At 55.4% G+C, this 13354-nt stretch carries 8 protein-coding genes and 2 pseudogenes; 8 read left to right on the forward strand and 2 right to left on the reverse strand.

Going from position 1 to position 13354, the window contains the following annotated elements:
• The 8 genes and pseudogenes from NTX71_09605 to NTX71_09640 form a co-directional block, all read left to right on the forward strand.
• Nucleotides 1-697 (forward strand): hypothetical protein (locus tag NTX71_09605; GenBank protein ID MCX6340156.1); only part of this gene is annotated, 697 nt, incomplete at its 5' end.
• Between the two features lie 296 nt (nt 698-993).
• Complete coding sequence (locus NTX71_09610; GenBank protein MCX6340157.1) at nt 994-2520, forward strand: hypothetical protein; 1527 nt, start codon at nt 994-996, stop codon at nt 2518-2520.
• A gap of 209 nt (nt 2521-2729) precedes the next feature.
• Nucleotides 2730-2870: pseudogene (locus NTX71_09615) on the forward strand (homoserine dehydrogenase).
• A gap of 1 nt (nt 2871) precedes the next feature.
• Nucleotides 2872-4071 carry a cofactor-independent phosphoglycerate mutase gene (locus NTX71_09620; protein ID MCX6340158.1) on the forward strand — a complete coding sequence of 400 codons (1200 nt, stop codon included), beginning with the start codon at nt 2872-2874 and terminating at the stop codon, nt 4069-4071.
• A gap of 138 nt (nt 4072-4209) precedes the next feature.
• Complete coding sequence (locus NTX71_09625; GenBank protein MCX6340159.1) at nt 4210-5430, forward strand: aspartate kinase; 1221 nt, start codon at nt 4210-4212, stop codon at nt 5428-5430.
• A 151-nt stretch (nt 5431-5581) separates the two neighbouring features.
• Nucleotides 5582-7171, forward strand: coding sequence for a citramalate synthase (gene cimA, locus NTX71_09630; protein MCX6340160.1), 1590 nt, complete (start codon nt 5582-5584; stop codon nt 7169-7171).
• A gap of 49 nt (nt 7172-7220) precedes the next feature.
• On the forward strand, nt 7221-9938 hold the full coding sequence (locus NTX71_09635; protein ID MCX6340161.1) for a valine--tRNA ligase: 2718 nt from the start codon (nt 7221-7223) through the stop codon (nt 9936-9938).
• A gap of 362 nt (nt 9939-10300) precedes the next feature.
• Nucleotides 10301-11083 carry an alpha/beta hydrolase gene (locus tag NTX71_09640; protein ID MCX6340162.1) on the forward strand — a complete coding sequence of 261 codons (783 nt, stop codon included), beginning with the start codon at nt 10301-10303 and terminating at the stop codon, nt 11081-11083.
• Between the two features lie 66 nt (nt 11084-11149).
• Here the strand turns inward: NTX71_09640 and NTX71_09645 are convergent.
• Nucleotides 11150-11251: pseudogene (locus NTX71_09645) on the reverse strand (CopG family transcriptional regulator).
• A 337-nt stretch (nt 11252-11588) separates the two neighbouring features.
• On the reverse strand, nt 11589-13100 hold the full coding sequence (locus NTX71_09650) for a hypothetical protein (GenBank protein MCX6340163.1): 1512 nt from the start codon (nt 13098-13100) through the stop codon (nt 11589-11591).
• Nucleotides 13101-13354 lie beyond the last annotated feature (254 nt).

Raw genomic sequence — 13354 nt, forward strand, 5'->3', positions numbered from 1 at the left:
ACCCACGCCCACGGATACTCCCACGATAACTCCTACGCCAACAGACACCCCGACTATAACCCCAACACCCACGGACACCCCGACTCATACGCCGACGGAGACACCTACTGAAACGCCGACAATAACGCCTACGCCGACCGAGACACCCACAATCACGCCCACGCCCACGGATACTCCCACGATAACTCCTACGCCAACGGACACCCCGACTCATACGCCGACGGAGACACCTACTGAAACGCCTACAATAACGCCTACGCCGCCGAACTATATTAATCTGACCATCGAATCTGGCTATCTCAAAGCAGGGGAGCATGGCCGGTTAAAATGGAGCTGCGACTTCAGCAGGTGGGATTATAGAGGGTCGCCGGTAAACGTTTATCTTGCGGCGATAAGAAACCCAAAGATTAATAATGCCCCATCCTCTATAGCCGATGCCTTGGCCGGTAGGGAATTATGGCTGTTCGAGAATGGGATGAGGAATGCCTATCGATATACCGGGAAGGTAAGGAGACCGACTTGGAGTCGGGTTGTTTTCCCTCCCGCCCCTCTGACCGGAACACTTGATTTTACAGCGCCGCTCTCGGCGTATTTTCAGGGCGACTGGGTATTCGCAACGGCGTTCATTTACATCAAATGCGTACCCATCAGAAAAGACTTGCCCGTGGAAAACTCAAATCTTCTGCATATCAGGTGAGGAGCTGGCTGCCCCTAGTTAGGATGAACGGGAGACTAGACGGGATAGCTTATCATGCTCACAGTGTAAAGCGGATATATAGGAATCAAGGGGCTCATTTGCACTCACGGTAGCGAGAATCATTGCAAAGGATCAAAGCAAAGCAAGAGATTCTCTTGAGTATTTCACTAGGAATCCCCGCAGGGGCAGAGTCCCACGGGCTCTGCCCGTGGGTAACTACTCGTATTCGGACGCTCCGTCGCGTGTGACAGCAATTCTCGCACCCAATTTAAGGATCGAGCAAGGAGTGTGCATACATGTCCAGCCCACTAAAGAGCCTCACACAGCTTAAAAAAACGATTGCCTCCCGCGGTTGGTTTCGTAATAAACGGCTCGTCTACCACGGGCTCGGGCCCGTGGGAGCCCATATGTTCTACCACTTCATGCCGATCTCGGCGATTATTGCCTTGTACTACGGCGATGAGGTCAAGAGATACATTGAAGGGGAGTGGGGCACGAAGGTCTTCTCGTATGAAAAAATGAACGCCGTGCGGCTCAACGACAGCACGGATTATCACACAAATTTCCTCCGCGACTACGGGAAGGAGATCGCCGCGTACATGAGCACACTCGACGGCGACATCTGTCTCGCCCCCTTCGCCCCTTCCGCCGCCATCCATGAGTTCCTGTTCACTCACGCGAGGGGCTGGCATCTCCTCACAAACTTAAAGATCGTGCAGGACTATTTCGAATACAAGGCGAGACTGGCACTGGAGGCCAGGAACCTTGGCATACCCATGCCTCCCGAGAGCCAGGTGATTCCCTTCGGCAAACTCGACCATGCAAAGCTCTCTAAGCGCTATGATGGCGGGTTTGTCATGCAGATGCCGCTCGCTGCTGCGGGAAGCGGCACCGAGTTTGTGTTCAGCGAGGCGGATTTCGAGAGGATTGTCGGCATACGAAAAAAGCAATTGGGCGAGGCGTTCGCCGCGATGCCGGTAAAGATCACCAAGTTCCTTTCCGGCCCCAGCCCGAATTGCACGGGATGCGTGGTGAACGGCGCGGTGGTTGTCTCGCAGCCGGATATCCAGATTGTGGGGGATCCCTATTTTGTCAAGCGTCCCGGACAGTACATTGGCTCTGATTTCACGGTGAGGGCATTCTCCCCCGAGCAGAAGGCGCTGATGTTCGACGTCGTGAAGCGTGTCGGGCGTTGGATGGGTGAGCAGGGGTACCGGGGGAACTTCGGCGTGGATTTTCTCTCCACGGTTGATAAGGATAATCGCGTGAAGGATATCTTCGTGAGCGAGGTCAACGCACGCCTCGTCGGCGAGTCGCAGTACCTGGCCGACTTTCAGGCGATGGAGGACAGCGTGCCGCTCACCTTCTTCCACCTTGCGGAGTGGATGAACATAGAGGAAATCACGCCCGGGGAAATTGAGGAGTACAACGATTCACTCCCCGATATCCAGGGTTCGGCGCTCACCCTGTACACAAAGCACAAGGGAATCTTCAAAGCGGCGGGGGGCATCACGGCGGGAATCTATCGTTGTGAAAATGGGAAACTCGTCAGGGTGAGGGAAGGCTACCTGCTTTCTCAGACAAAGAACAGCGATGAGTTCGTGCTCTCAGTCGGGGTCCCATGGGAGGGGCTCGTCCTCGGCCATCCGCGCTACGGCGACTGCAACGTGAATATCTGCTACATCCTCACGCGGGAGAGCATCGTCGACCCCCATAACTTCAGGGTGGTGAGCAGGAAGTGGCGCGCTATCGCGGACCTGGTCTATTACTCCTTCAAGCTCACCCCGTGCGACGCACGTCCCTTGCTCAAAGAAAAGGCCTGAATTTTCCTCCAAAGTTATCCACAGCCGTAGCCGCCGACACTGAAGTGTCGGCTACGAGTATGGGTTACAGGTATACCTTCTAATAAGGCTCAATTCCCTTGAAATAGGTGCAGTTTTTCGCTATCGTTTTAGCCGGTGTGGAGTTAGGTGCGATGAAAAAAATCAATATCGGTTTGATCGGCTTGGGGACTGTGGGAACCGGTCTCGTCAAGGCCTTGCTCGCGGTGCACGGGAGGGAGATCTTTGAGCCGGCTCAGAAACGGGGGGCCGATCTCTACTATGAGGCAAGTGTCTGCGGCGCGATCCCGATCATAAAGTCACTCCGCGAGGGGCTGGCGTCAAACAGGATACATGAAATACGCAATCCTCATTGGTGATGGGATGGCGGATTACCCGCTCATCGAGCTGCGGAACCGTACGCCGCTTGAAGTTGCGCGGACGCCGAACATGGATTTCCTGGCGAGAGAAGGCGTCGGAGGCCTGGTGCGCACCATCCCCCACGATATGGAACCAGGGAGTGATGTCGCCAACCTCTCCATCATGGGAGTTGATCCCACCCGATACTACACGGGGAGGGGCCCGCTCGAGGCCGCGAGCATGGGGATCGAGATGGGGGGAGATGATCTCGCCTTCCGCTGCAACCTTGTCACCGTCGCGGATGACCTCATGGTGGATTACAGCGGGGGACATATCTCTTCAGGAGAGGGGAGGCTGCTGATCGAGCTCCTGAGCGAGAAATTCGCCGGGAGGGGCGTGCGTTTCTTCCCCGGCGTGAGCTATAGGGACCTGATGCTCGTTTCCGAGCAGCTGCTCCAGGAAGACGGCGGACCGTTGCACTGTGTCCCCCCTCACGATATCATTGGTCACCCGATACGGGAGCATTTTCCCACCGGGAAGGGGAGCCGTTTCCTGCGTGAAATCATGCAGGCGTCCTATTTGATTTTGTCCCAGCACGTGGTCAACAAGGTGAAAATTGACCTCCGAGAGAATCCGGCGAACATGATCTGGCTCTGGGGCGGCGGGAAGAAGCCTTCATTCGGGACATTCGGAGAGGAGCACGGTCTCAGCGGCGCGGTGATATCGGCCGTGGATCTCTTGAAGGGCATCGGGAAACTGCTCGGCTTCGAGGTCATCGATGTCCCCGGCGCCACAGGGTACTACGACACGGATTACTCAGGGAAGGCGGGGGCGGCGCTCAGCGCCCTTGGACGGGTGGATTGCGTTCTCGTGCATGTCGAGGCCGCGGACGAGGCCGGCCACAATGGGGATCGCACGGAAAAAGTGCGCGCGATCCAGAACTTCGACGCCAAGGTCGTCGGAACAATTCTGGACGGCCTGCGGGATGCCGGGGATTTCAGGATCATGGTGCTCCCGGACCACGCGACCCCTCTCTCGGTGAGGACGCACGTGGCAGATCCCGTCCCCTTCTGCATCTGCGGCACCGGCATCAGCCCGGACGGGATGGAGGCTTTCAATGAGAAGGCTGCGGCAAAAGGCTCGCTGAACATCAGTGAGGGGTGGCATCTCCTCGACCATCTCTTGGCAGTATAACAATAGTGATTCTCACAAAGAGTAAAAGAGGGCACGAGGAAGCTTTGGAAAGAACTGTGATTCTGATCTAATCGCAAATAGTTCGCGCTCGTTATCTCTTTTACTCTTTGTTGGACCGTATAACTTTGGGGTGCATTCATGGGCATCGTCGTTCACAAATATGGCGGCACATCGGTCGCCGACCCGGAGAGGATTAAAAATGTCGCGCGCAGGGTCGCCCGGGCGAAACAGGACGGCGATAGCCTCGTGGTGGTTGTCTCGGCGATGGGGGATACGACGGACGCGCTGATCGCGCTCGCGCACAAAGTTGCCCGAGCTCCCTCCGACAGGGAGCTCGATATGCTGATGTCCACGGGCGAGCAGATCACCGCGGCGCTCCTCACCATGTCCCTCCACGACATGGGCGTGAGCGCGATCTCTTTCACGGGGACGCAGGTCGGCATCATCACCGACAGTGTCCACCGGAAGGCAAAAATCGTTGAGATCAGCACCGAGAGGATTATGGAGGAGATGGACCGCGGTGCGGTCGTTGTCGTGGCGGGGTTTCAGGGTGTGGATTCAGAGGACAACATCACCACGCTGGGCAGGGGAGGCTCGGACACCACCGCGGTCGCCCTCGCCGCCGCCCTCAGGGCGGACGTCTGTAAAATCTACAAGGACGTGGAGGGTGTCTATACCGCAGACCCGCGGATTGTCCCCGACGCGAAGAAGATTGACCGGGTCAGCTACGACGAGATGCTCGAGATGGCGAGCCTGGGAGCCCAGGTGCTCCAGTCAAGAGCCGTGGAGTTCGCCAAGAAGTACGGCGTCAGGGTGGAGGTGCTCTCCAGTTTCACCGATGCGCCGGGAACGATTCTGGCCGAGGAGGTGGAAGAGATGGAAGACATGGTCATACGGGGAGTGACGGTGGGCCGCGGCGAGGCGAAGCTGACGATTCTCCACGTGCCCGACCGTCCCGGCATCGCGGCCGCGATTTTCGGCGCGATGTCGGACGCCAATATCAACGTGGACATGATCATACAGAACGTGAGCGCGGAGGGATTCACGGACGTTTCCTTCACGGTCTCGCGCGACGACCTGAAGACGGCGGTGGCAACGCTCGAGAAGGTCTCCGCGAAAATCGGCGCGAAGGGCGTGACGTCGGACGCCGACATCGCCAAGGTATCCGTGGTGGGCGTCGGGATGAAGAGCCACAAGGGGGTGGCGTCAACGATGTTCTCCACACTCGCGAAGGAGAAGATCAACATCGAGATGATTTCCACGAGCGAGATAAAGATTTCCTGCGTGGTCGACGCCGCGGACGCCGACCGCGCCGCGCGGGCGCTCCACGCCGCCTTCGGGCTGGGGAAAGGTAAATAGCACCCATTATTATAGCGCACCCTTGTAGCTCACCCTTCAGGCTGAGGCGCTGGAATTATGGATAACTTTCTTGATGAGGATTGCAGCCGATACTCGTAGCCGACACTTCAGTGTCGGCGGCTACGGCTGTGGATAACTTTCTGAGGTGCTTATGAAAACGGTAAAACTTTATGACACGACCCTTCGTGATGGCACTCAGGCCGAGGGGATAAATTTTTCCAGCGCGGACAAACTGCTCATCGCCCGGAAGCTTGATGAGTTCGGCATCCACTACATCGAGGGCGGCTGGCCGGGTTCCAACCCGAAGGATATCGAGTTCTTCCAGGAGGTGAGATCGCTCAAACTAAAGAAGTCCCGCGTCGCGGCATTCGGCAGCACGCGCCGAGCCGGGACAGCCGTGGCGCAGGATATCAATGTCATCAGGCTCCGCGAAGCGAACACGCCCGTGGTAACCATCTTCGGCAAGAGCTGGATGCTGCATGTGACGGACGTGCTCAGGACGACGGCGGACGAAAATCTCACTATGATCGGTGACACCGTGCGGTACTTCAAGAAGCTCGGCAAAGAGGTGATCTACGACGCCGAGCACTTTTTTGACGGGTACGAGGACAATCCTGACTATGCCCTGAAGACGCTCCTCGCAGCGGCAGAGGCCGGTGCTGACACCATCGCCCTCTGCGATACAAACGGCGGGACATTGCCGCTCAGGCTCGCGGCGATCATGCGAGAGATAGCGGAGAGAGTCACGACGCCGCTCGGCATCCATGCGCACAACGACTCCGGCATGGGGGTCGCCAACTCCCTCGTCGCCGTCGGCGAGGGGGCGGTCCACGTCCAGGGAACGATCAACGGCTACGGGGAGCGATGCGGCAACGCCAATCTGGTGAGCATCATTCCGGGCCTCGTTCTCAAAATGGGCGTCTCCTGCATTGACCGAAAACGGCTCTCGTCGCTCACGGAACTCTCCCGGTACGTTGATGAGATCGCCAATATGGCGCCCGACTCCCGGGCCCCCTACGTCGGCACAAGCGCATTCGCCCACAAGGGGGGCGTGCATGCCGACGCGGTGCTGAAAAATTCCCGGGGCTATGAGCATATCGAGCCGGGGCTGGTGGGGAACAGCCGCCGGATCCTCGTCTCGGAGCTGTCGGGGAGGGCAAGTGTGTTTATGAAGTCCAGGGACATGCGCCTTGGCCTGAAGAAGGACGAACCCGCGCTGAAGAAAGTGCTTGCGATCATCAAGGAGCTCGAGAGCGAAGGGTATGAATTTGAAGCGGCTGAGGGATCCTTCAAGCTGCTCGTGGAAAAGGCGATGGAGCGCCACACGCCCTTCTTTGACCTCGAGGGTTTCCGTGTGAGCGTGGAAAAACGCAGGGATGGCCAGCTCATCTCGGAGGCGACGATCAAGGTGAAGGTGGGGGGCGTGTTCGAGCACACCGCCGCCGAGGGGGACGGCCCCGTCAACGCCCTGGACAACGCCCTTCGCAAGGCGCTGACGCCGTTCTATCCGTCCATCGCGGAGGTGCAGCTCGCTGACTACAAGGTCAGGGTGCTCAACGTGAAGGCCGGGACGGCCGCCAGGGTGCGCGTGCTCATCGAGTCCAGGGATAGGGAGGAGATGTGGGGAACGGTGGGCGTTTCAGAGAACATTATCGAGGCGAGCTGGCAGGCGCTGGTGGACAGCGTCGAGTACAAGCTCATGAAGGATAAAGCTCGTCCCAGGGCGCCCCGTCCGAAATAGCCATCGAACTCCTCACAACTGGCGACGAGCCACGAGCGACTGGTCACACATGATGACTCTCTCAAAACGCTACGATCCCAAGGCGGTCGAAGAGAAATGGTACGCATTCTGGGAAGAGAAGGAATACTTCACCGCCCGGCTGCGCCCCGGCCGGAAACCGTACGTGATCGCCATTCCGCCGCCGAACATCACCGGCATCCTCACCATGGGGCACGTCCTCAACAATACCCTCCAGGATATCCTCGTCCGCTGGAAGAGGATGGAAGGCTATGAGGTTCTCTGGCTCCCCGGCACCGATCATGCGGGTATCGCGACGCAAAACGTCGTCGAGAAGGAACTCGCGAAGAAAGGAATTAAAAAAGAGAAGCTGGGTCGCGAGGCATTCCTCAAAAAAGTCTGGGAGTGGAAGGAGCAGTACGGGCGGACGATCATCCAGCAACTGAAGAGGCTCGGCTGTTCGTGCGATTGGAGCCGCGAACGATTTACCATGGACGAGGGGCTCTCTCGATCTGTACGAGAGGTGTTCGTGAGGCTCTATGAAAAAGGCCTCATCTACCGGGGGAGCTACATCATCAACTGGTGCCCGCGCTGCCACACGGCGCTTTCCGATGAGGAGGTCGAGCATGAAGAGCATGATGGCCACCTCTGGTATATCCGCTATCCGTTCAAGGACGGCACGGGGCACGTCACGGTAGCGACCACGCGGCCCGAGACAATGCTCGGCGACACGGCGGTCGCGGTCAATCCTGAGGACAGGCGTTACAAGACTCTCGTGGGCACGCACGTCATCGTGCCGGCTGTAGAGCGGGGAATTCCGGTCATCGCGGACAGCTTTGTGGATCCAGACTTCGGCACGGGAATCGTCAAGGTGACGCCCGCGCATGACCCGAACGATTTCCTGATCGGCCAGAGGCACAACCTCGATCAGGTCGTGGTCATGGATGGCAACGCGGTGATGAACGAGAATGCGGGCGCGGAGTTCTGCGGCATGGACCGGTTTGAGTGCCGCGAGGCGCTCGTGAAGCAGCTCGATGATCTCAGGCTCATTGAGAAGATAGAGAAGCACACGCACGCCGTCGGACATTGCTACCGGTGCCAGACGGTCATCGAGCCGTATCTCTCCGAGCAGTGGTTTGTGAAGATGAAGCCGCTTGCCGAGCCCGCCCTCAAGGTGGTCCTCGATGGGAAAATTACCTTCTATCCGCCCCGCTGGGTCAAGGTGTATCAGAACTGGATGGAGAATATCCGCGACTGGTGCATTTCCAGGCAGCTCTGGTGGGGGCACCGCATCCCCGTCTGGTACTGCCACACATGTTGTTCGCGAGATACGAGCCACGAGATACGAGATACGAAATACGCGCCACGAGCCGCGAGTGCTGGTATCATCGTCTCGCGCACAGCCCCGGATAAATGCCCCGTTTGCGGAAGCACTGATCTCATCCAGGATGAGGATGTCCTCGATACATGGTTCTCATCCTGGCTCTGGCCGTTCTCCACGCTCGGCTGGCCGGATGAGACGGCAGACCTGAGCTATTTCTATCCGACCGCCTGCCTCGTCACCGGGCCGGACATCATCTTCTTCTGGGTGGCCCGGATGATCATGGCAGGGCTGGAGTTCATGGGCGACATTCCCTTCGAGCATGTGTTTCTCCATGGCATCATCCGCGACAAAGAGGGGCGCAAGATGAGCAAGTCCCTCGGCAACTCACCCGATCCGCTCGACGTGATTGCCCAGTACGGTGCGGACGCATTGAGATTCACCATCGCGCGGCTGAGCCCGATAGGGCAGGATGTCTATTACTCCAATGAGAACTGCGAGATCGGGAGGAACTTTGCCAATAAGATCTGGAACGCCTCCCGCTTCCTCCTCATGAACGTGGGGGATTCCCACGATCCATTCGACAGAGACAGGTACACGTGGACGGCGGATGACCGCTACATACTGAGCAGGCTCAACGAGATGATCCGTGACGTCACCGGGGCGCTCGACGCGTACCATTTCAACGAGGCTGCTGAAAAGCTCTACGAGTTCTTCTGGAGCGACTACTGCGACTGGTACATTGAATTGGTCAAGCCATCCCTGAAAGATAAGGAGAGCGAGGACGCACGCCGCTCCCGCTGCGTGCTCCTGCACTGTCTCGAGATGTTCCTCAGGCTGCTCTGTCCGCTCATGCCGTTCCTGTGCGAGGAGATATGGCAGATGCTGCCGGGGCAGGAGGGGAGGGGAGAGTCGGTCACGAGGTGCTCATGGCCGGAGGTTGATAGCGCCCTCATTGATCCAACAATTGTTGAGCAGGTGAACCGGAAGTTTGATGTGATTCGCGCCGTGCGTAATCTTCGCAAGGAGCACGGTGTCCCGCTTGATGTGGTGGTTGGTGTGGTGGTCAAACCGGCCAGCATGGATGAACAAGGCCTTCTCGAAGCGGGCAGGGAAGAGTGTCTCGTTCTCATGAAGGCACGTGAGTTGAGCATTGACCCCAATTTTGCGCCGGTAAAACCGATGCCGACTGCTCCCACCCCCTCAGGCACGGTGGTGTATGTGGACATTGAAGGGGCGGTGGACAGCTCTGCACAGGCTAATCGCCTGCGCGAAGAGATCGAGGAGATTGACAGGGGTATCGAGGGCGTCGAGCGCGAGCTCGGCAATAAAGAGTTTATGAAGAAGGCCCCTGTAAAAGTGGTTGAGATGCGCCGGAAGAAGCGCGCGCAGCTCCTTGAACGCCGCGAAAAAGTGCGGAAAAGCCTCGACCATCTCATCGGTAAATAAATCATAAACCGCGGATGAGGCGCCTGCCTGCCGGCAGGCAGGGATTGAGCGGATTCCCTATTTCACTTCACACTTTAAACTTTCAACTTTACATTGAAGGTGATTGCCACTTTTTGTAGGGGCTCGATTCATCGAGCCCGCGCTGAGTTACATAACTTGTAGCATGCACGTCAGTGTGATCCAATCGTGGATCGTATGATCGATCCTCTGAGTATAATTCTCCTCCCCCTCTGATGGGGAGCTTGTCCCGTCGAAGACCCCGAGGGTTGCCGAGGGGAGCGAAGCCGAGGGAAGGGCAGGGTGGGGGTGCACCATCGTTCATCCGCCAAATCCGCAACATCCGCGGTTGCAAACAGTAATTTATGCAGGAACCTATAGTATTCCCGAATCATGGCCAGAACATTTTCGGGATGCTCCACATCCCTGAAAGTCCCCACGCGCCGCCATTTCCTGCCCTTGTCATGCTCCACGGCTTCACCGGTCACAAGATCGAGCCTCACCAACTCTTCGTCAAGGCCGCCCGCCGCTTCGCCTCAGAGGGGATCCTGACACTTCGATTTGACTTTCGCGGGTGCGGCGAAAGCGAGGGACTTTTCGAGGAGCTGAGCATAGAGGGTGAAATCAGTGACACCCTAAAAGCGATAGAACTTATCAGGGGCGGGGGGAATGTGAGGAAAGACCGCCTCGGCCTTCTCGGCAATAGCCTCGGGGGAGCGGTCGCCGCGAGCGTTGCGGGGATGAAGGAGGCTGATATCCGCTGCCTCATCCTCTGGGCCGCCATCGCGGACCCTCGGCGCGTCTTCAGTGCGAAAGCAACCCCGGAAATTGTCCAGCACTTCGGCACGCGCTCCATCCACGATTACCACGGCAATGCCCTGAGTCAGAGATTCCTGGATGAGCTTTTCGCATTCAAGCCGCTCGAGCGCGTGCGCGGCTACGCCGGTCCCGCCCTCATCGCGCACGGCGATGCGGATAAAAGCGTCTCACCCGACGACGCCCTGCTCTACGAAGAGGTGCTGTCGGGAAGAGGGCCCGTCGAGCTCCACATGATCCGCGGCTCCGGCCACACCTTTGCCGGCCTCGCCTGGGAAAAGGAATTACTCGACTGCACTGCAGCGTTTCTAAAGCACCGTCTCTGCGTCTGATATTATGCTTTCCTCGGCGCGCGGAACGCGTGTACGGTAGAAGCGCTGGCTGGAATCCCCGTTTTCTCAGGTGGTTTTTTCTTTCAGCCGCTCGGAAATCCACACCTTGATGATGGACTGGTGCATTACGCCAAGATGGTTGGCTTCCTTGTCAAGGGAATCGATTATCACTGTGCCCTCGCTGCTTCACAATTTATTGTATGAAACGAGCAGACCAATATTAGGCGTTTTGACTTCTGGTCAGATAATCGGCGTCTAACCGGTCTTTTTCCCGGCCTGTTGCCCGTTTATTCTTTATGAGATTGTCTCTGGATATGAAAGGAATCTTCAGGCAAAGATCAAGTTTGGGGAGGAGGAGTTATCCACAGGAAAAAATCCCCCCACCCCCCCCTGTGACTACTACTGGATTTAACAATCACCAGGATGGGGATGGATAATACTAGCCCCCTTATGACCTTAGATATCCGACCCATTTTACCCTATCGAGTACATATAAGGCTTCCGGTTAGCTATAACGCTGGATTTTAAGTTCTATAAATCCTATTCCCAGAATTTCCTTGTTCCATCCTTTAAGTTGCTGTGCCTTCAGCAAATCTATCTGAAATGTATTGTGTCCTTGCAAGTTGAGGGTTTTATTAGGCACACGGAGTTCCCACTTATAAAGGCGCCTCTCTAAAGATGATTGACAGAGCCTATTGCCATTGATTGATAGTTTGATATCCTGAGGCTCAAAACTTATAAAAACCAACGTTATCTTGTACAAATCATCTTCTTTAGGTGACTCCCCTAAAAAAAACTCGATCGCAGCATGGCTCCTTCCGGCCCACCGATGAGTTCTTACGGGTGGCCCGAAGCCTGAAAAATAGGCATCTGATGAATCATGCCGAATAACTAATGGAAGGCTGATGGAAGGCACTTCACATATTAATAGTCGAGTTGGGCCACTTACAACATCCTTTTTAATATTAAAAGGAATTTTATCAATCTCTTCTTGTGACACATTTGCGTTGAATAAAAGTAACGGTTTAACGTTGGCTATGTTCGGGGGGTACATATCTCTTCCGAACCCAAAGCAGTCGTTTGATACGCAGCATGAATGACCTTCCTTTTTCAGTCTATAGGCAAGCCCCGCTGCTGTTGCCCACTGTTTATTATGCTCTCCTCCAGGCTCCCAGATGAGTTTGTAGGTTAGTTTTTTACTAGGATTTATGGCGGAATATAGTTCATCTATATAGGAATACTTATCTATGCTATCTTCTAATGAAGGTTGCAGCGCTATTAAATAAACAATCGTTCCTGTCACGATTGCGCTACAAATAGAAAAAACTGTTGCTTTACGGTACTTGTTAATTAAGCGGTATTCTAGTAAATTAAATAAAATTGTCAGCATTCCAATCGAATACAACAACGCGATAACTACTTGGTAATAGAAAAAAATATAATCGTTCATTTTCCCTCGAACGCGGGTCCAGCTGAAGATAGAAGCAAGCGTTACTAAAAGGCAAATGCCGGTCAAAGCCCTGATGAATCTCTGACGTGTGGTAAGGCCTAATGCTATAGCGATAATTGGAATTGAAATAAAAAAGCACCCTCGCATGTTTGACTTATCGGCAGTATCCATAATGGTACGGAAAGGGAAGTTCAAGCTTTTATAGAGTTGTTGGAATGCTCTTGTCCACTGATCACCTCTTTCTTCAGGATAGGCAGAAAAATTATATAGCTTGGTTATATTGCCATCTTCATATAACAACTCCTCAATAACAGGTGGAGCCCAAGCTATCGCCAGAAAGAGTAAGCATAAACTAATGGTTATCTTTTCTGCCCGTGCAAAACACAACTTACTTTTTCTGCGATTCCAGATAAAAAGGGAGCTGCTAGCGCAGGCAACAGCAATTACAACAGGTACTGTGCCCAGCTGAGACTGAGCTGAGAAAGTGCCACCAATGATTAGGGCTGGTAGCGCACTAGTTTTTCCTATTGAGAAGCCAGCCCCGCCCACGCATAGAAGTGCGAACATGAACAAAATAGAAGTTGGCGGCCAGAAGTTGATAAAAACATTGGAGCCTATCTGTCTCAGTACTATAATAATCGTCAAACCAAAGATAGGTGCTGCAAACAGTTGATTTGTGTATCTAAGTACACAGTATCATAAATATGATGACATATAAATATTGCTTTTCAAGAACGGATGCGGCACAATACGAAGACAAAGAAGGAGGCGTATTGTGCCCAGAACAAGCCCATTCAAGATTATACTCTCTTCGGAAGAAA

It is taken from the genome of Candidatus Auribacterota bacterium, from assembly GCA_026392035.1.
GTDB lineage: Bacteria > Auribacterota > Tritonobacteria > UBA1439 > UBA1439 > JAPLCX01.